This window comes from Amycolatopsis sp. NPDC034160 (assembly GCF_055575355.1).
In genome coordinates, this window is sequence record NZ_JBVISU010000005.1 from 22,520 (window position 1) to 45,997 (window position 23,478).

Annotated in this window: 14 protein-coding genes and 1 pseudogene; 10 read left to right on the forward strand and 5 right to left on the reverse strand. The window is 67.8% G+C overall.

Going from position 1 to position 23,478, the window contains the following annotated elements; translation table 11 throughout:
- Positions 1–29 precede the first annotated feature (29 nt).
- The 3 genes from ACZ54P_RS13535 to ACZ54P_RS13545 are packed head-to-tail and all read left to right on the forward strand — an operon-like array spanning position 30 to position 3,950.
- A complete protein-coding gene (locus tag ACZ54P_RS13535; RefSeq protein ID WP_465461821.1) occupies positions 30–2,603 on the forward strand; it encodes an ABC transporter permease in 2,574 nt (857 codons plus the stop codon).
- Positions 2,596–3,288: an ABC transporter ATP-binding protein gene (locus ACZ54P_RS13540; protein ID WP_465461822.1), complete on the forward strand. Its 693-nt coding sequence runs from the start codon at positions 2,596–2,598 to the stop codon at positions 3,286–3,288. Before ACZ54P_RS13535 ends, ACZ54P_RS13540 begins: the two co-directional genes overlap by 8 nt.
- Positions 3,285–3,950 (forward strand): ABC transporter ATP-binding protein, encoded by a 666-nt coding sequence (locus ACZ54P_RS13545; protein WP_465461823.1) that lies wholly within the window; start codon positions 3,285–3,287, stop codon positions 3,948–3,950. Before ACZ54P_RS13540 ends, ACZ54P_RS13545 begins: the two co-directional genes overlap by 4 nt.
- Before the next feature lie 80 nt (positions 3,951–4,030).
- On the opposite strand, the gene ACZ54P_RS13550 is transcribed toward ACZ54P_RS13545, so the two are convergent.
- Positions 4,031–5,674, reverse strand: coding sequence for a tannase/feruloyl esterase family alpha/beta hydrolase (locus ACZ54P_RS13550; RefSeq protein WP_465461824.1), 1,644 nt, complete (start codon positions 5,672–5,674; stop codon positions 4,031–4,033).
- A gap of 200 nt (positions 5,675–5,874) precedes the next feature.
- Between ACZ54P_RS13550 and ACZ54P_RS13555 the strand changes: the two genes are divergently transcribed.
- Positions 5,875–10,167 carry a GH92 family glycosyl hydrolase gene (locus ACZ54P_RS13555; RefSeq protein ID WP_465461825.1) on the forward strand — a complete coding sequence of 1,431 codons (4,293 nt, stop codon included), beginning with the start codon at positions 5,875–5,877 and terminating at the stop codon, positions 10,165–10,167.
- Positions 10,168–10,788: 621 nt separating this feature from the next.
- On the opposite strand, the gene ACZ54P_RS13560 is transcribed toward ACZ54P_RS13555, so the two are convergent.
- A complete protein-coding gene (locus ACZ54P_RS13560; RefSeq protein WP_465461826.1) occupies positions 10,789–12,228 on the reverse strand; it encodes an MFS transporter in 1,440 nt (479 codons plus the stop codon).
- A 195-nt stretch (positions 12,229–12,423) separates the two neighbouring features.
- On the opposite strand from ACZ54P_RS13560, the gene ACZ54P_RS13565 reads away from it, so the two are divergent.
- Positions 12,424–15,519 (forward strand): GH92 family glycosyl hydrolase, encoded by a 3,096-nt coding sequence (locus ACZ54P_RS13565; protein WP_465461827.1) that lies wholly within the window; start codon positions 12,424–12,426, stop codon positions 15,517–15,519.
- Positions 15,516–17,603: an FUSC family protein gene (locus ACZ54P_RS13570; protein WP_465461828.1), complete on the forward strand. Its 2,088-nt coding sequence runs from the start codon at positions 15,516–15,518 to the stop codon at positions 17,601–17,603. The genes ACZ54P_RS13565 and ACZ54P_RS13570 overlap by 4 nt, the downstream gene beginning before the upstream one ends.
- 45 nt (positions 17,604–17,648) lie before the next feature.
- Here the strand turns inward: ACZ54P_RS13570 and ACZ54P_RS13575 are convergent, their stop codons facing one another.
- Entirely contained in the window at positions 17,649–18,293 is a 645-nt protein-coding gene (locus ACZ54P_RS13575; protein ID WP_465461829.1) for a DUF4360 domain-containing protein, read from the reverse strand.
- Between the two features lie 272 nt (positions 18,294–18,565).
- Positions 18,566–19,206 (reverse strand): annotated as a pseudogene (locus ACZ54P_RS13580) (DUF4360 domain-containing protein).
- A gap of 440 nt (positions 19,207–19,646) precedes the next feature.
- On the opposite strand from ACZ54P_RS13580, the gene ACZ54P_RS13585 reads away from it, so the two are divergent.
- A complete protein-coding gene (locus ACZ54P_RS13585; RefSeq protein WP_465461830.1) occupies positions 19,647–20,135 on the forward strand; it encodes a MarR family winged helix-turn-helix transcriptional regulator in 489 nt (162 codons plus the stop codon).
- A 44-nt stretch (positions 20,136–20,179) separates the two neighbouring features.
- A complete protein-coding gene (locus ACZ54P_RS13590; protein ID WP_465461831.1) occupies positions 20,180–21,169 on the forward strand; it encodes a malate dehydrogenase in 990 nt (329 codons plus the stop codon).
- Between the two features lie 57 nt (positions 21,170–21,226).
- On the opposite strand, the gene ACZ54P_RS13595 is transcribed toward ACZ54P_RS13590, so the two are convergent.
- Positions 21,227–21,574: a MerR family transcriptional regulator gene (locus tag ACZ54P_RS13595; protein WP_465461832.1), complete on the reverse strand. Its 348-nt coding sequence runs from the start codon at positions 21,572–21,574 to the stop codon at positions 21,227–21,229.
- Between the two features lie 52 nt (positions 21,575–21,626).
- Between ACZ54P_RS13595 and ACZ54P_RS13600 the strand changes: the two genes are divergently transcribed.
- A complete protein-coding gene (locus ACZ54P_RS13600) occupies positions 21,627–22,463 on the forward strand; it encodes an NAD(P)-dependent oxidoreductase (RefSeq protein ID WP_465461833.1) in 837 nt (278 codons plus the stop codon).
- 108 nt (positions 22,464–22,571) lie between these two features.
- The gene (locus ACZ54P_RS13605) at positions 22,572–23,384 is read left to right on the forward strand and encodes a hypothetical protein (RefSeq protein WP_465461834.1); all 813 of its coding nucleotides are present in this window, start codon (positions 22,572–22,574) and stop codon (positions 23,382–23,384) included.
- The last annotated feature ends 94 nt before the right edge of the window (positions 23,385–23,478 follow it).

Below are 23,478 nucleotides of genomic sequence, written 5' to 3' on the forward strand. Positions count from 1 at the left end.
GGGGGGCTCCCGGCGGGCCCAGAGTGACGATGCCGTGGCGAGCGGCTCCACGGGCGGCACTGACGAGTCCCCTGACCTTGATCATCGCGGCGGTGACCGCCCTGCTCGCGTGTTTCCTGGGCACCGCAGCGGTGCTGCAGGCCTCCGCGGCGGGCGGCGCGGGCGTCGCGTACCAGACCGGGATCACCTGCCCGGACAGCTATGGCCCGGTCTTCAGCAAGGGGAACGTCCCCGTCGGCGACGCCCCCGAAGTCATCTCCGCGGTCCAGCGTCACGCGCCGGCTCATGGGTTCGACGCTCCGGTCACCTCGCGCTATACGCACGTCATCCGCGGTACCGAATTCAATGGTGACCCCAACTACAAGGTCGCGCTCGGCTACCGGGATCAAGCGGGTCTCGACAATCTCACCTTGTCCGAAGGGTCGCGCGACGCGGGTCTGTGGCTCGGCACCGTCGTCGCCGGTGCGGAAAAGATCGGCGTCGGCACCACGCCGAAGTACCAAGGCGCCGCACTGCCCCCGGTGACCGGCCTGTACCGCGACCTGCTCGACCCGGCGCCCCGCTGGTGGTGTTCACAGCAACGGAACGCCGTGGTGGACCGGCTGGCCAACGACCCGGTCGACTCGGTCATGTTCGCCACCGACGCCAAGACCTTCGACGACGCGGTCCGCACGGCGGGGCTGCCGGTGATCAAGACCCTGTACCTGTCATTCTACGAAACGCCGCCGAAGACGGTCAGCGAGGCCGAAGACCTGCTGGAGCGGTCCAAGGCGCTGATCGCGGACGTGCAGGCGGATCTGGGCGCCCGCGGCCTGGGGGACGCGATCGTCGGGTCGCTGCCGTTCGAGCGGTCGGTGATGATCAGCAACCAAGCCGAGTCGAACGTCCTCATCTCGATCCTGCCGCTCGCCGCGATCAGCGTCCTGGTCGGCTGCGCCGGGATCGGCACGGTAGCCCTGCAATGGCACCAGCGACGGCACGCGCAGCTCAGGCTCCTCGCGGCCCGTGGCAGCGGACCGGCGGCGCTGGGCCTGCTCGCGGTCGCCGAACTCGGGCTGCCGATCCTCGTCGGAGGTGTGGCGGGGGCGGTACTCGCGCGGCTGCTCCTCGGCGTTTACGGGCCACCGGGTGAACCGGACGGCGGCGCACAGTTCGTGGGCTTCCTTGTCGCGGCCGCGATCCTGCTCGCGTCGCTCGCGCTGCTGGCAGGCGTCATCGCCGTCCGCACGCACCGGGAGTTCGAACTGGGCCGGATCCGGTCCGGACGCCGCAAGGGCGTGAAGCTCCTGACGATCTTCCCGTGGGAACTGCTCACCGCCGGGGTGGCGCTGCTGGGCTGGAACCGGCTCGTCGACTACGGCAAGGGGTCCCGGGTCGGCAACCCTCTCCCCCAGGTCGACCCGCTCGCACTCACCTACCCGGTGTTCGTCGTGCTCACCGTCGGTCTGCTCGCCGCCCGGCTGGCCTGGCTCGCGCTGCACGCCTCGCATCGCGCGCGGCTGTGGTCGCGGCCGGCGCTGCAACTGGCGATCCGGCGGCTCGCCAGCGCCCGCGCGCCGGTCACCGGGGTGCTCGTGATCGGCACGCTGGCCATCGGCACGCTGGCGACCGGGATCGGGATCGCCCGCGGCCAGGAGGAGGCACTGCACACCAAGTCGGCGATCTTCGTCGGTGCCGAAACCCGGGTGGACACCGAAAGTGTCATCGGCACCGGCAAGACCCCGCTGCCGCCGGAGATCAGCGGCAGCAGCACGGTGGTCGGTGAACTGACCGGCACGGGCAGTGTCGTCCTGGTCGTGGATCCGCGGACCTTCCGGCGCGGCGCCGCGCTCGGCCCGCTCTCCGCCGACGAGGTCGACACGCTCCTGGGGCGGCTGTCGGCGCCGGGCGCCGGTGTCCCGGCGATCCGGATCGGCGACGCCGCCGCCCGGATACCGGGGTTGCCCGCCGGGCTCGGCGACGCCAGGACGGTCGGCGAGCTGCCGATGTTCCCGATCATCGGCACGAAGGCCGGATACGTGATCTCACGGGAATCGCTCAGCCCGGCGCAACTGACCGCGGTGCCGAAGTGGAGCCTGTTGTCCGCCTCGCCGGTGGCGCAGCTGACCGAGTCGCTGACCGCGGCCGGGATCACGCAGCCCAACCGCATCACCCGCGAATCGGCACTCGACGCGCTCCCGTTCTACGTCGTGTCCTGGACGTTCTCGTTCATGGCCTTGCTCGGCGCCGTGCTCGGGGTGGTCGCGGTGCTGTCGCTGCTGGTCGCGGTCGAGGTCCGCAGACGCCAGAACGCCCTCGCCGGGGCGCTGGTCCTGCGGATGGGGATGCGGCCGCGCGCCCTGCTGGCGAGTCATCTGATGGAACTGGGCGCGCTGAGCGGGCTCGCCGTGGTCATCGGTGTCGCCTGCGGGATCTCGGTCGCGGGTCTTTCGGTGCCACGCTTCGATCCGGCGACGTTCCTCGCGCCGAGGTCGGCGCTGCCGAACCCGACCCCATTCGCACTGACCGTACTCGCCGTCGGTGTGCTCGTCGTGGCGCTGGCAGGCTGGATAGCGATGCGCTCGGTGCGCACCGCCCGGACCGCGGAGTTGATCCGTGCCTGAGAAACCGATCTTCCGGCTGAGCGGGATCGGCGTCGACTACCAGACGCCGGCAGGCACCGTCACCGGCGTCGACGACGTCACCATCGACATCCCCGCGCGCGGGATCACCGTGCTGGCCGGGCCGTCCGGTTCCGGCAAGTCCACCCTGCTGCGGACGCTCGGCCTGTTCGAACAGCCCGCGCGGGGCACGATCTCCTTCCAGGGAACCGAAACCGGCAAGCTGCGGCACCGCGACCGGCGCGCCCTGCGGAGAAACCATCTCGGCCTGGTGTTCCAGAACCCGACCGACAACCTGCTCGCGTATCTGAGCGTCGCCGACAATCTCCGCGCGGCGGCGGAGTCGGCCGGAACGGAATGCCTGCCGGACGACATCCTCGAACAGCTGGGACTGGGTGGTACCGGCGGCTGGCGGGTCTCGGCGCTGTCGGGCGGGCAGCAGCAGCGGCTCGCGTTCGGCTGCACACTGGCCAGGCGCTCGACCGTCGTCCTCGCCGACGAACCGACCTCACAGCTGGACGAGGGATCGGCGGACCTGGTGCTCGACACGCTGAAATATCTGGCGGATCAGGATTTCGCCGTCATCGTCGCCTCGCACGACGATCGGCTCGTCGCGCTTGGCAGCCGCGTCGCGCGGATGCACAAGGGCACGCTTCAGGGCGTCGAAGAACGGGAGGTCATGCCGTGACGGTGGAACCCGCCCTCGAGGCCGTCGGGTTGCGCCGCCGGTTCCCCCATCCCAGCGGGGACGTCGAGGTCTTGCGCGGGCTCGAATTGAGTGTGGCCGCGGGCGAGCTGGTCACCGTGTCCGGCCGGTCCGGTTCGGGCAAGAGCGCGCTGCTGGCCCTGCTGTGCGGTTTCGACTCGCCCGATTCCGGCAGCGTCTCGCTGGACGGCGTCCCGATAGCGGGCGCGCCGCCATGGCACACCTGCGCCGTTCTGCCCCAGGCACTCGGCCTCGCGAACGAACTGACGATCGCGGAGAACGTGGCGCTGCCCTTGCGGCTCCGGTCCGACATCCCCAAACCCAGCGCGAAGGACATCCACGCGCGGGTTTCGGAACTGCTCGAGGAACTCGGGATCGGCGAACTCGGCGACCGTTATCCGCTGGAAGTGTCGTTCGGGCAACAGCAGCGCGTCGCGCTCGCCAGGGCGGTCAGCGGGCGGCCGCGGGTGCTGCTGACCGACGAGCCGACGGCGCACCTGGACGCCGGGAGCACGCCGCGGGTGCTGCGGCTGCTGCGACGCTGTGCCGAGGAGGGCGCCGCGGTCATCGTGGCGACGCACGACGACGAAGTGCACCGGATCGCGGACCGGCGGGTGCGGCTGCTGGACGGCGTTCTTTCGTAGGGCTGGGTCCCGCGCAATGAAGGGGCCTTTCATCGCAAAATTCGCGATGAAAGGCCCCTTCATTGCAATCCAGAACTGCGTCAAGGAGCGACCGGACCCGCTTTCCCGTACAGGCTGTTCCCCGCCCAGTTCACGATGTCCTGCGAAGGCCGCGAAGGCGGGACCGGCACGAAGTTCGCGGCGTCGTCGACGCTTCCGGTGCCGTCGTACTTGGCCTGCAGCGGGTACGGGAACACCGGCCGCGTGCGGAAGACCTTGCCGTCGGCGTCGCGGCCGGTGGCGATCGTCCGGTGCGGTGCCGTGCCGCGTTCGACCCAGGAGACCAGTTCCTTCAGCGGGTCGTACTCGGTGAGCTTGTCGCCGGTAGCGCAGTGGTAGAGGCCGGGCACCATGAACAGCCGGGCCCAGTTCTGCGTCGCGGCGAGGCCGCCGTTGGCGCGCGCGAGGCGCTGGTAGTAGTCGATGCTCCCGGCCGCGGGGATCGCCTGGTCCGCCCAGCCGTGCCAGATCACGAGTTTCCCACCGGAGCGCCGGAACTCGCCGAGGTCGGTCGACATCGCGTTGGAGCGGACGCCTTCCGGGGTCAGCCGGTCGAATTCGCGGGCGGTGAAGGCGAACGTCTCGACCGACGAATGCGGTGTCCCGATCGGGTAGGCCATGTACTTCAGGTAGTTGTCGGCGAGTCCCTGGGCGAAGGGGACGCCGCCGGTTTCCGGCGACGGGATGATCCAGCCGTACCAGGAGAGTTCGGAGCCGACGGTCTGGCCGCCGGGATACAGTTTGCGGCCGCGTTCGTCGGTCGGCGGAGCGTAGATCTTCTTGGTGGCCTCGACCTGGGCGGGGGTGAGGCAGCCGGCGTTGTCGGTGCCCGGCGGGCAGGCGATCGTGGCCGGGTCGAAGCGACAGGTGCGCGGGTCGTCGATGGCGCCGTCGCCGAGTCCGTCGGACTTGTCGCAAGTGGACAGTGCGGCGGCGTGCAGTGCGGGGAGTTTCTCCTTGGTCAGGATGGGGCCGCCGTCGGCGCCGGTGTTCACCTTGGCCAGCCACGTTTGGTAGACGCCGAGGAGAGGGCCCCAGTATCCGGCCGGTGCGCCGGCGATGATGCCGTCGAAGTCGTGCGGGTAGCGCTGTGCCAGCAGGAGCGCTTCCCGGCCGCCGTCGGAACAGCCGCTGAAGTAGGACTTCTTAGGCGGGGCGCCGTAAAACGCCGCGATGAGTCGCTTGGACGCCTTCGACACCACGTGCGGTGCGCGGAAGGCGAAGTCGTCGCGGGCGGCCTGGTCGTTCTCGGCCCATTTGCCGTCGTCGACCACCGAGGGGGTCTTACCGACGTGCCCGTCGTCGGTGGCCGCGACCGCGACGTCGCCACCGTGCGGGAGGCCGCAGTCGGCGAACGGCGGGGTGCTGACCACGCCGCAGAATCCGCCGCAGCCGAACTGCAGATAGCGCCCCGCGTAGGTCTTGGTCGGCAGCCGGAGCTGGAACTGCACCGCCGGTTCGACGTAGCCGCGGACGTCGCAGTTCTCCGGTTCGGTCGCCGTCGCGGGCACCACGGTCGCGGTCTTGACGTGCGTGACCGCGCCGGGAACATCGTAGGTCCGCACGAGATCGGCGCAGGTGCGCACCGGGCGGAAAGTTGTTTCACCGGCGGTGGCCGCCGGAGCCGTGAGTATCGAGCCTGCCGTGATGAGCGCTGCCACGCCGAGCATGGACAACCGCCGCATTTCCCCACCCCAGTTTCCGGATCGGCTTCAGTTGGCTCATCCACCCTGGCCGCGCTCCCGTCCGTTGTCCACCGGGTTTGGGGACATCCGGGTTGTCCAGTTCGGGCCAGGTTTGTCCGGGTGTCTTGACATCGATGTCACCCCCGAGTTCTTCTCTCTTGGCGTCACCGGTCCCCCCGCGAGAAAGCATTGGTGCAACGATGCCCCGAAGCGTCAGACCTTGGGTCTGCAGCCTTCTGAGTGCCACGGTCGTGGCGTCCGGGCTGGTAGCCCTGCCCGCCACCGCCGCGGCCGAAGACCTCCCGCCGGACTTCTACTCCTCGTTCGAGCCGGGCGAACCTCAGCCGACGTGGAGCGACACCGTCGACACCGATCCGTCCGGCAGACCGAAGGCGTTCGGTGTCGACGGCGCGAACGCCACCACCATCCCCGGTGACGTCCGCGGCAAGGTCACCGAGACCTCCGCCAACAGCGAGAACACCCCGAACGAGGGGGTGTCGAACCTGGTGGACGGCTCGACCGACACCAAGTGGCTGGCCTGGACGCCGACCGGCTGGGCGCAGGTCACGCTGTCCGAGCCGACGTCGATCACGCGGTACGCGCTGTCCTCGGCCAACGACTTCGACAATCGCAACCCGCAGGACTGGACGCTTCAGGGTTCCGCAGACGGCCAGACCTGGACGGAGCTGGACAAGCAGACCGGGCAGAAGTTCGGCGAGCCGTTCCAGACGAAGGAGTACCGCCTCGCGGCCGCGAGTGCCGCGTACAAGTACTTCCGGCTCGACGTCACCAAGAACAACGGCGGCCCGATCATGCAACTCTCGGAGCTGCTGCTGGCCAACGACGATCCGGCGCCGCCCGCGCTGCCGAACATGCGCAGCTTCGCCGACAGCGGTCCCGGCAGCGGCTACACCAGCAAGAACCGGGTCGGGTTCACCGGCCTGCGCGCGTTCCGTTACTCCGGCAGCCACAAGGCGCAGGGGCACGGCTGGTCGTACAACAAGATCTTCGACGTCGACATCCCGGTGGCGGCGACCTCGGAGCTGTCGTACAAGGTGCAACCGGAGTTCATCCGCGGTGACCTGAAGTACCCGAGCACGAACGTCGCGGTGGACCTGGCGTTCACCGACGGCACCTACCTGAGCCAGCTCGGCGCGGTCGACCAGTACGGTTTCGGGCTCTCGCCGCAGGGTCAGGGCGCGAGCAAGGTGCTCTACACCAACCAGTGGAACCTGGTGCGCTCGCAGATCGGCGTGGTCGCGAAGGGCAAGACGGTCGACCGGATCCTGGTCGGCTACGACAACGCCGACGGGCCGGGTTCGCTGCAAGGCTGGCTGGACGACATCAAGGTCTCGGCGACCCCGACTCCGCCGGCGAGCCTTCGCCCGTCCGACAACGTGCTGACCACGCGCGGCTCGCTGTCGAACGGGTCGTTCTCGCGGGGCAACAACATGCCCGCGACCGCGGTGCCGCACGGGTTCAACTTCTGGATCCCGACGACCGACGCGGGCACGTTGAGCTGGATGTACTCCTACCATTCGCGCAACAACGAGCAGAACCTCCCGGCGCTGCAGGCGTTCTCCGCGAGCCACGCGCCGAGTCCGTGGATGGCGGACCGGCAGACGTTCCAGTTCCTGCCCTCGACCGCGGCGGGCGTGCCGAACCCGGACCGTGAGGCACGGAAACTGCCGTTCAAGCACTCGAACGAGACCGCGCGGGCGCACTACTACGGTGTCGACTTCGAGAACGGGATCAAGACGGAGGTCGCGCCGACCGATCACGCGGCGCTGTACCGGTTCAAGTTCCCGGGAGCGGACTCGAACCTGATCTTCGACAACGTCGACAACAACGGCGGGCTCACCCTCGACCCGGCAGGACGGGCGATCACCGGGTTCAGCGACGTGAAGAGCGGGCTGTCCGCCGGTGCGACGCGGATGTTCGTCTACGCCACCTTCGACAAGCCGGTGACCGCCGGTTCGAAGCTGTCGACCGGTTCGGGCGACCAGAAGCGGGACAACGTCCTCGGCTACCTGAAGTTCGACGCGGGCGCCGACAAGACGGTGAACATGCGGATCGCGACGTCGTTGATCAGCGTCGATCAGGCGAAGAAGAACATGGAGCAGGAGCTCGCCCCGAACGCGACGCTCGAATCGGTCGCCGACACCGCGCAGAAGGCGTGGGACGAGAAGCTCAAGGTCGTCGAGGTCGAGGGTGCGTCGAAGGACCAGCTGATCACGCTGTACTCCAACCTGTACCGGCTGTTCCTGTACCCGAACTCGGGCTTCGAGAACGTCGGCACGGTCGAGAAGCCGGTGAAGAAGTACGCGAGCCCGGTGTCACCGAAGACCGGCCAGGACACCCCGACCCAGACCGGCGCGAAACTGGTCGACGGCGAGTTCTTCGTCAACAACGGGTTCTGGGACACCTACCGCACGGTGTGGTCGGCGTACTCGCTGCTCAGCCCGGACACCACCGGGAAGCTGGTCGACGGTTTCGTGCAGCAGTACCGCGACGGCGGCTGGATCTCACGCTGGTCCTCCCCCGGCTACGCGGATCTGATGACCGGTACCAGTTCGGACGCCGCGTTCGCCGACGCCTATCTCAAGGGGATCAAGGGTTTCGACGTCCAGTCGGCCTACGACTCGGCGATCAAGAACGCCACGGTGACCCCGCCCAACGGCGCGGTCGGCCGGAAGGGCATCGACGAGGGCACCTTCCTCGGGTACGCGCCGAACACCGCCGACCACGGGTTCTCCTGGGCGATCGAGGGCTACGTCAACGACAACGCCATCGCGAACATGTCGAAGAAGCTCTACGACGAGGCCCCGGCGAACGATCCTCGCAAGCAGGAGTACCTGGACAACTACGGGTACTTCACCGAGCGGGCCACGCAGTACGTGAACGTGTTCGACCCGAGTGTCGGCTTCTTCCAGGGCCGGGACGCGGCGGGCAAGTTCACCCGGAGCAAGGAGCAGTTCGACCCGGAGGTCTGGGGTATCGACTACACCGAGACCAACGCGTACGGCATGCGGTTCTCCGTTCCGCAGGACGGTCAGGGCCTGGCGAACCTCTACGGCGGCAAGGCGGGGCTGGCGTCCAAATTGGACGAATTCTTCGCAACGCCCGAGACAGGGCTGAAGTTCGGCAGCTACGGCGGGATTATCCACGAGATGACCGAGGCGCGGGACGTCCGGATGGGCATGTACGCGCATTCCAACCAGGCCGCGCACCACACGCTCTACATGTACGACTACGCGGGTCAGCCGTCGAAGACGCAGGCGAAGGTACGCGAGGCACTGTCCCGGCTGTATGTCGGCAGTGAGCTGGGCCAGGGCTACGGCGGAGACGAGGACAACGGTGAGCAGTCGGCGTGGTGGCTGTTCGGCATGCTGGGCTTCTACCCGTTGCAGGTCGGCAGTGCGGACTACGCGATCGGTTCGCCGCTGTTCACCAAGGCGACCGTGAACCTGCCGGGAGGCAAGAAGATCGTGGTCAACGCGCCGAAGAACAGCGCCAAGAACGTCTACGTACAGAGCCTGAAGGTGAACGGCAAGGCGCAGACCTCGACGTCGCTGGCGCATGCGGCGATCGCAGGAGGCGGGACGCTCGACTTCGACATGGGCCCGAACCCGTCGTCGTGGGGTACTGGCCCGGACGACGCGCCGAAGTCGATCACCAAGGGTGACGCGGTGCCGACGCCGGTGCACGACCTGACCAAGCCGGTCGCCGGCGCGGACGCGGCGTTCTTCGACAACACGTCGCGGACCGAGGCGAAGGTCACGGCGCCGATCCAGTACCAGGTGCCTTCGGCGAAGGAGGCGGGTTCGTACTACACGCTGACTTCCGGGAAGGGTGCCGGCGACGCGAAGAGCTGGGTGCTGAAGGGTTCCTACGACGGGAAGACGTGGGCGGTCGCGGATCAGCGCACCGACCAGAAGTTCGCGTGGCGGCAGCAGACGAAGGCGTTCAAGATCGCGAATCCGGCGCATTTCGCCTACTACCGGCTCGAGGTCACCGCGACCACGGGCGGGGAGGCGTCGCTGTCGGAGTTCGAGGTGCTGGGCAAGCCGGACGCGGCGTGCACGCAGACGATCACGGGTGAGCGCAAGGGCCCGCTGACCGTGCGGAACGGGGTGACCTGTCTGGACGGCGCGACGATGTCAGGTCCGGTGTCAGTGGCGCCGGGTGCGAGCCTGATCGTCCGCGGCGGGACGATCTCCGGGCCGCTGACCGCGAACGGCGCGGCGCAGATCGTGCTCGACCGGACGAAGGTGAACGGTCCGGTGGCGATCACCGGGGCGACCGGACCGGTGTCGATCGAAGTGACCGAGATCGGCGGGCCGGTGGCGTTGACGGGCAACAAGGGGCCGGTGCTGACCTCGAGCACGATCGGCGGCCCTCTGGCGTGCGCGGCCAACTCCCCCGCTCCAACGGACTACGACCTACGCAACACCGTCCGCGGCCCGGCCGCCGGGCAGTGCGCGAAGCTGTAGTCCTCCGGTAGGTACGTGAAGGCGAAGTCGGGTCACTGACCTGTGGTTCGCCGTTGCCGGAATCGACGACGGAGGATCGGGGACATTGAGTGTCCCCGATCCTCCGTTGATCAAGGTCAGGTCGGCCACGACCTCCGGCAGGCCCTGAGCGCCACACCCCGGTCAGGAGGTTCGCGAGGGGGTCGTGAGTGATTTGGGTCGTTCTATTGAGGGTTGAGGCAGACGTGGCGTGTTGGGGCGGGGTGGTGGCTTGGGTGACGTGGCGCCGTACTCGCGTGCTTGGAGCCGGATCTCGCGTGCTTGGAGGCGTAACACCCGAGTGCGGGGTCCAGGCACGCGAGTTACGTCTCTGAGCACGCGCGTTACGCCTTCGCGCTCCCCTCACCTCGGCGAACCTGCCCGCCCGCAACCACGACACGGTTGTCTTTCTTCTCAAATAACCCTGATCGGCACTCGCGACCCGACCCAAACCGCACAAGCAGGGCCTGAATCAGACACAGAGTTGTCTGACAGCGTCCCTTGTGGACAATCAAGGACGCGCCGAGCCTCAGCGGGGAGTACTGGACTGCAGCGTAAGCAAGGAAACCTTCACGGCAACGAGCCGATCACGCCATATTTGCCCTACTCCTCAATATCACTCACGACAGGATGTGTGCTTTGTAAAGGACGGCCGCGCAAGATGCCGAAGCCGACGAGGGCCGCGGCCAGCACCGTCAGGGCGAAACCCGCGTAGGTGGTCGCCCTCAGGAAAGCTGCCGGCTCCCGGGCGGCGGTCAGCTCGCCGGGGAAGGCCAGCGCCAGGATGGTGCCGCTCAGCGCGATGCCGATTCCGGTCGTGACCTCGCCGGCGGTGTCGACGAGCGCGGCGCCGATGGTGGTCCGGTTCGACGGCAGGCCGCGCATCACGTTGGTGCCCGCCACGACACCGACCACGCGCATACCTGCCGCGACCAAGGCGAGCGCGAGGGCGATCCACACGTAGCCGAGCCCGCCGAACGCGGTGTAGACGGCGAGCCCGCACACGATCGAGGCGGCGCTGAGCCAGGCGGCCTTGGTGAGGCCGACGCGGATGATCAGGTGGCCGATGAGCGCGCCGCCGGCGATCAGGACGACAACCTGCGGCAGCATCCCGATGGCCGCTTGCGCGGGTGCCCAGCCCAGTCCGAGTTGGAGGTGCAGTGTCACGAGGTAGCCGAGGCCCGCGGTCGCCAGTCCAGACGCGGCTTTGAATGCCAGTCCGCTCGATACCAGGGGCCGGGCGAGGAGTTTCAGCTCGAGCAGCGGATGCCGGGCGGTCTTCTCGCGGAGGACGAAGCAGGTTCCGGCGACGAACGCGGCCGCGGTGGCGATCCAGGGCAGGGCCGAGGCGGCGCCCGCTTCGACGAAGAGTGTGGGGGCGACGAGCGTGAGGACGAGCGTCGCGGTTCCCAGGACGGCGCCCGCGACGTCGATCGGATCGCGGTGCAGGTCGGCCGGATCGTCGGCGGGGATGCCGGCGCGGATGCCGAGGAACGCGAGCGCGGCGACCGGCACGTTCACCAGCAGCAACGCCTGCCACGGGGCCACGGCGAGCACGAGGCCGCCGACGATGGGGCCGACGGCGAGGCCGATCAGGCCCACCGTCGAGATCAGCGTGGTCGCGCGGACGCGCAGCACGTCTTCGTCGAACAGGCGGAACGCGAGGGCGAGCGAGCCGGGTGTCGTCATCGCCGCGGCGATGCCCATGACGGCCCGTACGGCGATGAGCTGCCACGCGGCGGTGACGATCATCGTCGCCAGGCTGGCCACGCCGAGCAGTACGAGACCGATGAGCATGACCTCGCGCCTGCCCACCCGCTCGGCCAGTGCGCCGAACGCCAACATCAGTCCGCCGAACACGACGGAATACGCCCCGGTCACCCATAGCAGGGTGGTCGCGGAGGCGGAGAACTCGCGGCCGATGGTCGGCAACGCGAGAGTGAGGATCGAGTTGTCGAGCATCTCGAACAGGAACACGGCCGAGAGCCCGGAGAGAGCCGGCCACACTTCGACCAGGGACCGGCCTTGAACATGGGGACGCACAGCACACTCCTTCGCAAGGAAGGAGTGACGGTTCAGTCGATACCGCGTGTGCGCGTGCTCCACGGAGAGCACGTTTCTACCCCGATAGCGCGATCCTACGGCAGTCGTGAGGAGTTCGTCGCCTCACGCGTTTGGTCCTCTGGATGCGGTGCCGCCCGGCAGGCCGTGCCGACGTGTGCGAGTTACGGTGGGCTGGTGACGATCACCGGGTTCTTCTCCTCCTTCGAAACGGGTGATCCGCAGCCGGTGGATCCGGTGTTGCGTGTCGGCACCGGGCCGCGGTCGTCGCCGACGGCGAAGCCGGGCGTGGGGTTCACCGGCGCGCACGCCCTCCGCTTCGAGGGCACGCTCCGCGTGACGCTGTTCGAAGTGGACGTCGAGGTCACCGGCCACACTGAACTGTCCTATGTGGTCTTCCCCGAGGCCGAGGCCGAGGCCGACGCGGTCCCCAGTTACCGCAGCACGTTCGTGGCGCTCGACGTCGAGTTCACCGACGGCACGGCCGCCGGGTTCAGTGCCACCGGGCAGGGCCTGGACAAGACGCTGTACGTCGATCAGTGGAATCGGGTACGCCGACGGCTCGGCGAGTTCGCCGGACGGCGGATCGCCAGGATCGTCCTGGTCTGCGAACCGCCGCCCGGTGACGGCGTGCCCGGCGGCTGGGTGGACGACGTCCGGATCGCCGAGCGCGTGGTCGAGATCCGGGAGCCGGTCGAGCACGTCCGCACCACCCGCGGCACGCATTCCAGCGACAAGTTCTCACGCGGCAACAACTTCCCCGCCACGGCCGTCCCGCACGGCTTCAACTTCTGGACCCCGGTCACCGACGCGGGCGTCACCAACTGGCTCTACAGCTACCACCGGCACAACACCGCCGCGAACCGTCCGGCGCTGCAGGCGCTCGCGCTGTCGCATCAGCCCAGCCCGTGGATGGGTGACCGGCACACCTTCCAGGTGATGCCGGGGATCGGGCCGGTCGAGCCGGACCGATCCCGCCGCGCGCTCACCTTCTCCCATGACGACGAAATCGACCGGCCGCATCACTACGGTGTCCGGTTCGACAACGGCATCACCGCCGACATCGCCCCGGCAGAGCACGCCGCACTGATGCGGTTCACTTTCCCGGGTGATCGCGGCTGGCTGCTGTTCGACAACGCCCGCAACCGTGGCGGGCTGCGACTGAACGCGGCGAACGGCGTGGTCACCGGGCACACCTGGGTACGCAGCAGGCTGTCGACCGGCGCGCGGCGGATGTTCGTCCACGCCGAGTTCGACGTCACCGCCGTACGAGGCGGGAAGATCCGGCGTCCGATGTGGCGCACGGTCACCGGGTTCCTGGAGTTCGCGGCGAGCGAGGTGACGATGCGGATCGCGACGTCGCTGATCAGTCTCACGCAGGCGAAACGGAACCTCGACCTGGAGATCCCCACCGGGACGACCTTCGAACAGGTCCGGGACCAGGCCCGTGACGCGTGGTCGGAGATACTGGGCCGGGTCGAGATCGAGGGCGCGACCGAAGACCAGCGCGACACCTTCTACTCCAACCTCTACCGCCTGTTCCTGTACCCGAACTCCGCGCACGAGGACACGCCGAAGGGCGTCCGCCACGCGAGCCCCGTCGTCCGCCGGTTCCTGCCGAGCACCCGCACACGGACCGGCGCGAAGGTCGTCGACGGCGAGATGTACGTCAACAACGGCTTCTGGGACACCTACCGCACCACCTGGCCCGCGTACGCCCTGCTCACTCCCGGCCGGTGCGGGCGGATGATCGACGGGTTCGTCCAGCAGTACCGCGAAGGCGGCTGGATCTCGCGCTGGTCCTCCCCCGGCTACGCCAACCTGATGACCGGCACCAGCTCCGACGTCGCCTTCGCCGACGCGTACCTCAAGGGCGTCCGGGACTTCGACGTCGAGGCGGCCTACGAAGCGGCACTGAAGAACGCGACGGTGACTCCGCGCGGGCAAAGCGTCGGCCGGAAGGGCCTGCACGAGTCGATCTTCCTCGGGTTCACGCCCACCTCGGTCCACGAGGGCCTGTCGTGGGCGCTCGAAGGCTGCGTGAACGACTTCGGCCTGGCCAATCTCGCCGAAGCGCTCGGCCGCCACGACGACGCCGCGTACTTCCGGCAGCGCTCGCGGCAGTACGCGAACCACTTCGACCACCGGATCGGGTTCTTCCAGGGCCGCAACCGCGACGGCAACCGCCACTTCGCCGCCGAGGGCTACGACCCGGAGGCGTGGGGCGGCGACTTCACCGAGACGAACTCCTGGAACACCGCCTTCTCCGTGCCCCACGACGGTGCCGGGCTCGCCGCGCTGCACGGCGGCACCGAAGCGCTGGAGTCCAAACTGGACACCTTCTTCGCGACGCCGGAGACCGGCCGCAAACCGGGTTCCTACGGTGGCCTGATCCACGAGATGACCGAAGCCCGCGACGTCCGGATGGGACAGTACGGGCATTCCAACCAGCCCTCGCACCACATTCCCTGGATCTACCACTACGCGGGCGCGCCGTCGAAGACGCAGCGGATCGTGCGCGAGGTCCTGCGCCGACTCTACGTCGGCGGTGACCTGGGCCAAGGCTATCCGGGCGACGAGGACAACGGCGAAATGTCCGCCTGGTACGTCTTCGCCGCCCTCGGGTTCTACCCACTGGCCATGGGCAGCCCCGAATACGCGATCGGCTCGCCGCTGTTCACGAAGGCGACCGTCCATCTGGAGAACGGGAAGGACCTGGTCATCACCGCGCCCGGCAACACCGAACGCACCGTGTACGTCCACGGGCTGACGATCGACGGACGCCCACACGAAACCAGCACCCTCCCGCATTCAGTGCTGGCCGAGGGCGCGGCGCTGGAGTTCACAATGGGCGAGCAGCCGTCGGACTGGGGCCGCTCCCCCGTCGAACCGGCCGCCCCGGACCCGCTCACGGACATCACGGTGGGCGACGGCGCCCTGTTCGACGACACCACCAAGACCGAGGTCACCTTCCCCGGCGGCAAACCCGTCGTCGAGTTCCCCGTCGAAGACAGCCACCGTGACGTCGTGATGTACACGCTGACCTCGGGAAGCCGCCGCGGCGATCCGCGTTCGTGGGTGCTGGAGGGATCCGACGACGGAGAGCACTGGATACCACTGGACCGGCGTGAAGGCGAGAAGTTCCGCTGGCGCCGTCAGACCCGGCCCTTCGCCCTCTCCGAGCCCGCGAGGCACGCCAGATACCGTCTCCGCATCACCTCGTCCACCACCCGGCGGGTCACCCTCGCCCAAGGAGAGCTGCTCGCCCGATGATCTCCCGCATTACCCAGGCCACGACCGATCGTCTGGTCGCCTCCGACCCCGGCCTGGTCCGGCTCCGGCTCGGCTTCTCGGCCGTGCTCAGCATCGTCGTCGCCGTGCTGGCCATCCTGCCGTTCCACCAGCCGCTCACGGTCACCCTCGTCGCCGCGATCGCCGCGATGACCTCCGCCTTCACCGTCAACGACGCCACCTCCGGCCAGCAGGCGGTGACGTTGATCTCGGCGCTCGTGCTCGGGGCCGCGTCGCTCACCGCGGCGAGTGCGGGTTCCGCGTTCCCACCGCTGGACAGCGTCGTATTCGTACTGCTGATCTTCGTCGCGGTCTACGCGCAGCGGTTCGGATCTCGCGGGATCGCGCTGGGATCGATCTCGTTCTTCCTGTTCTTCTTCGCGATGTTCCTGCAGACACACCTGAAACAGGTCCCGGTCCTGCTACTGGCGCTGACCATCGGGATCGCGGCGAACGCGGTCGTCCGGTTCGTCCTGCTCCGCAGGCACACCGACGCGGAATTCCTCCGGATCCGGCGGGCGTTCCGCGCGAGGCTCGCGGCGGTCATCCGCGCGGCCGAGGACTACCTCCTGGTCGGCGGCAGCGAGCGCACCCGCAAACGGCTCCGCACCACCAACGCCCGTCTGCACGAGACCGTGCTGCTCATCGAGGACACCGCGCCCGAGGTGACCGGCGCGGATTCGGCGAACCGGCTGCGCCGCCGCGCGATCGAGGTCGAACTGGCCGTGCAGTGGCTGACGATCACCGTGCAGCGCACCTGCGCCGAGGAACTCGGCGAGGACGTCCGAGACGACCTGGTCGCACGCCTGCGGCGGTTCCGGTCGCTCATCGAACGCGACCCGCGGGAACTGCCCCTGATCAGCGAGACCGAAGAATTCAGCAGGATGCTGGTGGAAGGCAGCCGCATCGACGAGCACGCCGCGACAGGCGACGGGGTCCGACGGGCCATCGCCGAACTCGCGCTGGCCGACGTACGGGCTCAGCGGGTCGCCGAACACGACGTCTCCGATACCGCCGACGACCCCGAGGATCCGGAAGAGGAGAAGTCGTCGGCGTTCGCCTACGACAACCAGACACGCAGCGCCATCCAGGCCGTCGTCGGCGGCGGGCTCGCCGTCCTCGGCGGGGAACTGGTGTCGAGCCAGCGGTGGTACTGGGCCGTCCTGACCGTGTTCGTGGTGTTCATCGGCTCGTCCACGGCGGGGGCGACGTTCGTCAAGGGCGTCCGCCGGCTCGGCGGCACGCTGATCGGCATCGTGGGCGGCCTGGTGCTGACCCTCCTGGTCTCCGGCAGCGTGCCGGCGACGCTGGCACTGATCCTGGTGTGCGTCTTCGGCATGGTCTACATGGCGCGCGTGTCGCAGGTGATCATGGCCTTCTTCATCACCAGCATGCTCGGGCTGCTCTACAGCCTGCTGGGAACCTTCAGCCTCGAGGTGCTGTGGATCCGCGTCGCGGAGACCGCGGTCGGCGCGGCGGCCGGCGTGCTGGCGGCCGTGGTGATCGTGCCGGTCCGCACCCGTGCGGTGATGCTCGACGACGTCTCGTCGTTGCTGGACGAGCTGGACGAGTTCGTCGAGAAAGCCGCGGGCTTGCTGTCCGGCGCGGAGAACGTGAGCGTCATCGAGAAGTCGCGCGATCTGGACCGGGCGGTGGACAAGGTCCGTACGACGATCGAACCGCTCACCCATCCGGTGAATCTCAGCAGCCGCCGCGACTACGGCTGGCACGTGCTGACGACGGTGGAGACGATCGCCTTCCGCGCCCGGCATGTCGCGGCGCGGTCGCAGGCCGGGTTGCTGGTGAACGAGGCGGATCGGCTGATGCTGTACACCGGGCGGATCCGGGACAACATCGCCGTGTTGAGGAAGGCGACGAGTGCTCCCGGCGGTTCCGGACACGGGACGCTGGTCCGCGACGACGGAACGCCGGTGGCGGACCGGATCGACGATCCGCAGGCGCGTTCGGTGCTCACCAGCCTCGGGCATCTCGACGAGACGGTGATCGCGCTGGGCCGGGCGTTCGGTGTGGAGGCCACCGATCCCGCACCTTCCGCGAAAGGGTGACGGCCTCCTTCGCCGGAGCTCGAAGAAGGCCGCCACCTCACCGGATCAGTTCTTCGGCTTGGGACAGGGTTTCCAGGAGAAGTGGTAGGTGGTCTTGATCGCGCCGTCAGTCGAGTCCATGGTGACGAAACTGGTGGTCTTCTTCGGATCGGAAGTGCCGACCGCGGCCCGCAATTCCGTGTTGATGTTGAAGTTCCGGTCCTCACCGCAGGGCTTGTAGACGATGGCGCCGACTTCGATCTCGTCGGTGAACTGCCAGTTGTCCTCGAACGGACCCTTCAGGTTGTGATTCACATAGGAGGTCGGCGAATTGCCCTGGAAGTAATAGTTCGCCCGCTCCAGTCCGGTCGCTCCCGCCGCCAAGGACGCGAATCCGCGGTAATCCGCGCTCGCGATACCGTAGGTGAATCCCTGCGGCACGTGAACGTAGAGATTGAGCTGGCAGTTCTTCCGGATGTCGGTCGGTTTCGCGCCGACACCGACCTGGGCGGTGTATTCGCTGTAGGTGACCGTGAACGCGGTATTGTCCGGCGAGACGGAAACGGCCGCGGTACCCGGTCTGCAACCGGTCCCGTTGACGGTCACCACATCGATGATTATCTTGTCGGCAGGCGCGGCAGGCGGCACCCAGCCATTCGGTGCGACGACCGACGAGAAAAGCGTTACGGCAGCGACCAGCGCATTGAGCATGGGGTTCCTTCCCAAAACTTCCACACGGCGGGGAACTGGGCGGATCCGATGTCAGCGGGACGATCCTTTCCCGACCGCCCGCCGATCGGACGAAACGGTTTCGGCCACCGGAAAACGCGGCGACCGGCAAAACGGGTCGCCGGGAACACTCGTCACCGCCGGAGGAGCGATGACGAGCGGCGACGTCCTGACGCGAGGCGGACGAGACCTGGTCAGGGCATGGGTGGGACGGCCTTCTTCCAGACGGGAAGCAGGCCGTCACCCTGGCGTTGTCAGGAGGTCGGGCAGGTCTTCCAGGAGAAGTGGTAGGTGGTCTTGACCGCTCCGTCGGTCGAATCCATCGTGAGGAAACTGGTGGTCTTCTTCGGGTCCGAGGAACCCGCAGCGACCCGCAGTTCGGTGTTCACGTTGAGATTCCGGTCTTCACCGCACGGCTTGTAGACGATGACGCCACCTTCGGCCTCGTCGCGGAATTGCCAGTTGTCCGACAAGGGCCCGTTGAGCGGATGACTCACATGCGCGGTCGGTGAATTACCCTGGAAGTAGTAATTCGCCCGCTGCAGCCCCTTGGCGCCGGATTCGAGCGAGGCGAATCCGCGGTAATCAGCACTGGCGATACCGTAGGTGAATCCCTGCGGCACGTGAACGTAGAGATTGAGCTGGCAGTTCTTCCGGATGTCGGTCGGTTTCGCGCCGACACCGACCTGCGCGGTGTATTCGCTGTAGGTGACCGTGAAGGCGCTGTTGTCCTTGGCGACGGCCACGGCCGAGGAACCGGCGGACAGCCGGAGCCATTGACGGTGACCACGTCGATGACGACCCGGTCCGGCGGCGGTACCGGCGGCGGCGACCAGCTATTGGGTGTTATTATCGACGAGAAAAGTGACACGGCGGCGACCACTGTAGTGAGCATGGGGTCCTTCCCAAAACTTCCACACGGGGGGCGGGGAACTGGGCGGACTCAGGTTAGCGAAACGATCTTCACGCTGCCGCCCGCCGATCGGACGAAAACACCCCGGCAATCGGTTCATGAAATAGATTTATGGGCTGTAACCGTTTTCCGGGGCCGACCGGAACAACAAAAGTCCCGAAAAACACCACTTCGTTCGCACGATATGAAAACACCTCCGCGTCCAGGGTGTTGACGATTCCGGAGAGACAACCGCGAGCACGCGGCACTGACCATCCCGCAAGGTGTCCAGCACTCTCGGCGCCGGCCCACCGGGCCCCGAAGTCGCGGCTCTCGTTCTCCGTACTGCGCAGAAGATTTCCTCTGTGCCGTTCGAGCCCGCAACATGAGCCGACGAACGATTCGACATCGAACCCTTCGATGGGCCCGCTATGCTGTCGGACGTGCAGAAACCGACCGCGGCCCCCATCGGCGTCGTCCTCGCCAAGACCGCCAAGACCGTCGGGCGCTCCTTCGACCAAGCCCTCGCCACCGAAGGCGGCTCACAGCCCGTATGGCAGATCTTGATCACACTGAAAACCCGGCGCGTCGCCAACCAGCGCGAACTCGCGACCGCGGTCGGCATCCAGGGCGCCACCCTCACCCATCACCTCAATGCCATGGAGAGCACCGGACTGATCACCCGGCAGCGCGATCCGAACAACCGGCGGGTACATGTCGTCGAACTCACCGACGAGGCCGAAACGGTCTTCCGCCGGCTCGCCAAAGCCGCGATCGCACACGACAAGCGGCTCCGCGCCGGATTCACCGCCGAAGAGATCACCACCCTGGCCGGACTGCTGTCACGACTCGCCGCGAACGTGACCAGCGGTGGTATCGATCAAGAAAACAGTGACTGGACGCACCCGAACGACAACTCGGGACAGGACTAGCATCGCGGTACAAAGTCGATGTCGCCTCAAGCTGGAGAACCGCAATGACCCAAGCCCCTGTCAACGTCACCGTCACCGGTGCGGCCGGCCAGATCGGCTACGCGCTGCTCTTCCGCATCGCGTCCGGTCAGCTGCTCGGCCAAGACACCCCGGTGAAGCTGCGGCTCCTGGAGATCCCGCAGGCGGTCAAGGCGGCCGAGGGCACCGCGATGGAACTCGAAGACGGCGCGTTCCCGCTGCTCGCGGGCATCGACATCTTCGACGACCCGAAGCAGGCCTTCTCGGGCGCGAACGTCGCACTCCTCGTCGGCGCCCGCCCCCGCGCCAAGGGCATGGAGCGCGGCGACCTGCTCGAGGCCAACGGCGGCATCTTCAAGCCGCAGGGCGAGGCCATCAACGCCGGCGCGGCCGACGACATCAAGGTCCTCGTGGTCGGCAACCCGGCCAACACCAACGCCCTCATCGCGCAGGCGCACGCCCCCGACGTCCCGGCCGAGCGCTTCACCGCCATGACCCGCCTCGACCACAACCGCGCCCTCGCGCAGCTGTCGAAGAAGCTCGGCGTACCGGTGACCGAGCTGAAGAAGGTCGCGATCTGGGGCAACCACTCCGCGACCCAGTACCCGTCGATCGCGCACGCCGAGGTGTCCGGCAAGCCCGCGACCGAGGTCTTGACCGACCAGCAGTGGCTCGCCGACGACTTCATCCCGACCGTCGCCAAGCGCGGCGCGGCGATCATCGAAGCCCGCGGCCTGTCCTCCGCCGCTTCGGCCGCCTCCGCCGCCATCGACCACGTCCACACCTGGGTCAACGGCACCCCCGAAGGCGACTGGACCTCGGCGGCGGTCGTCTCCGACGGCTCCTACGGTGTCCCGGAAGGCCTGATCTCCTCGTTCCCGGTCACCGCCGCGAACGGCGAGTACAAGATCGTCCAGGGCCTGGAGATCGACGACTTCTCGCGCGCACGCATCGACGCTTCGGTCAACGAACTGGCCGAAGAGCGTGACGCCGTGAAGAAGCTCGGCCTCATCTGAGCCTGAACCACTCCGCGAAGGCGGCCGCGCCCCTAGGGACGCGGCCGCCTTTCCGTGTCAGCCCGCCTTGATGATCATGTCGAGGTTCGCGCGGGTGGTCTCCAGCTCGCCGATCGCCTCGTCGATCCGGTCACGCTGCTGCCGCAAGGCATCGACCAGCTCGGGACAATCCGGCGTCAGCCAGCCGTCCTCATCGACGATGCACGGCAAAATCTCCAGGATCTGGGCGGTGTTCAACCCGGCCCCCAGCAGAATCCTGATCCGCCGCACCGCCGCCACATCGGCGTCGCCGTACACGCGATAACCACTCGGCCGCCGCTCCGGCGTCAGCAGCCCCTGCTCCTCGTAATACCGCAACGCGCGCTCGCTGACCCCCGTCCGCCGCGCGAGTTCCCCGATCCGCATCCGCTCTCCCGACTTGACTCTCACGTCAATGTCAAGGTTTAGCTTAGCCGCCATGACCACCGTGACCGTCCTCGGACTCGGCCCCATGGGCCACGCCCTCGCCGCCGCGTTCACCACCGCCCACCACCCCACCACCGTGTGGAATCGCACTCCTGGCAAGGAAAACGGCCTCCACGCCACCATCGCCACGACCGCGGCGGAGGCGATCGCGGCCAGCCCGCTCGTCGTCGTCTGCGTGCGGGACTACCGCGCGGCGCGGTCCATCCTCGACACCGACGCACTCAAAGGCCGCACCCTCGTCAACGTCACCGGCGGCTCACCACGGCAGGCCCGCGAACTCGCCGCTTGGGCGGCGGACCACGGCATCGACTACCTCGACGGCGTCATCGTGGCGACCACCGACGCGATCGGCGGCCCGGACGCCGCCTTCTTCTACAGCGGCCCCGCCGAGGTCTACGAGAAGCACAGGGGCACCCTCGCCGCCCTCGGCGAGAACGCGCAGTACGTCGGCGACGACCCCGGCCGGGCCGCCGCCTTCGACGCGTCCCTGCAGGACATGCTCTGGACCTCCATGAGCGGCGTGATCCACATGCTCGCCCTCGCCAAAGCCGAGAACATCGACGCCAATGACATCGCCACGCACGCGAAGGCACTACTCGGGTTCTTCCCGGACATGATCGACCTCCTCGCCGGCCAGGTCTCCTCGGACCGATACCCCGGCGACCACGGCACACTCACCTCCACAGCGGCGACGATGGACCACATCCTCGACACCATCCGGGCCCGCGACCTCGACAACGGCGTCCTCACCGCGGCCCGCGCCCAAGTGCAACGAGCGATCGACACCGGCCACGGATCCGACGGCTTCGGCAGACTCGCCGCGCTCTGACCCCACCAACCTTGTGAGCGGCTGTGTAGAGGTACATGAAGGCCCCCTTCCTTGCGTCTAACGCAAGGAAGGGGGCCTTCATGTACCTCTACACGACACAATGGACCCGTGCCCCTGAACGCGCTCCTCACCGGCCAGCCGTCGGAAGTCCTCACCCGGGCCCTCGCGCTCCCCCTCGCCGAGCGGAAAGCCCTGATCCCCCACCTCCTGGCCGTGTTCAAGGACAGCAGCGAGTTCACCGAGGTCAAGCCCAACACTTACGGCGCTCGGGACCCGCTCAAGGGCCAGCAAGCCGCGACCGCGCTCTGGACCGCCCTCCCCGCCTCCGACCCACTCCTCGGCAAACTCTGGATCGCCTCACCCACGATCCTCGAACGCGTCCTACAGGACCGGCCGCTCGCCGAACGCAAGACGATGGCCCTGCGCCTGATCCGGAACCAGACCGCCTGGGAAGCCATCCGCCGCATGGTCCTCGACGGCGACCTCGAACCCCTCCGGACACCCGACTACTACGCGGGCTGGTTTCGCTGGGCCGGCCGCTTCGGCGGCAAACCCCTCGCCGAACGCCTCCGGATCGAACCCGAAGCCCTCACCGAACTCTGGGAACTGCTCACGGTCGAAGGCACCGGTGACACCAGCTTCGCGGCCTTCGACAAGTACGTCCGCAACGAGGACAAATGGTCCACCGCGCTGCTCGAACTGACCGCGACCGGGTCCGCGGTGAACACCGGATCGGATTCGGCGATGAGCCGGTTCACCATGGACGGTGGTATCCAGAACCGCGTGCGGGCGACCTTCCCCAGCACGAGAAGTGCCTGGGCCGCCTGCGCTCCCGGTTCGAGAAAACCCTCGAAGAGCACCGGTGTCCGAACGCTCTCGGCCTGTTCCAGCAAGACCTCGGTGATCACAGGTCAACTCTAGCCAGACCCCTCTGATGATCTTTGCGGATCTTTTCTTTTCTGACTTGGATCAATTTTGTTTATTGTCAGCCTGTATAGGTCGTTATACACTTAAC

Excerpts from the sequence above, each read along its gene's own strand:
- ACZ54P_RS13535 (WP_465461821.1), top strand. The coding sequence starts at position 30 with ATGCCGTGGCGAGCGGCTCCACGGGCGGCACTGACGAGTCCCCTGACC.
- ACZ54P_RS13595 (WP_465461832.1), bottom strand. The coding sequence starts at position 21,574 with ATGCGGATCGGGGAACTCGCGCGGCGGACGGGGGTCAGCGAGCGCGCG.
- ACZ54P_RS13600 (WP_465461833.1), top strand. The coding sequence starts at position 21,627 with ATGACCACCGTGACCGTCCTCGGACTCGGCCCCATGGGCCACGCCCTC.
- ACZ54P_RS13555 (WP_465461825.1), top strand. The coding sequence starts at position 5,875 with ATGCCCCGAAGCGTCAGACCTTGGGTCTGCAGCCTTCTGAGTGCCACG.
- ACZ54P_RS13590 (WP_465461831.1), top strand. The coding sequence starts at position 20,180 with ATGACCCAAGCCCCTGTCAACGTCACCGTCACCGGTGCGGCCGGCCAG.
- ACZ54P_RS13550 (WP_465461824.1), bottom strand. The coding sequence starts at position 5,674 with ATGCGGCGGTTGTCCATGCTCGGCGTGGCAGCGCTCATCACGGCAGGC.
- ACZ54P_RS13570 (WP_465461828.1), top strand. The coding sequence starts at position 15,516 with ATGATCTCCCGCATTACCCAGGCCACGACCGATCGTCTGGTCGCCTCC.
- ACZ54P_RS13575 (WP_465461829.1), bottom strand. The coding sequence starts at position 18,293 with ATGCTCAATGCGCTGGTCGCTGCCGTAACGCTTTTCTCGTCGGTCGTC.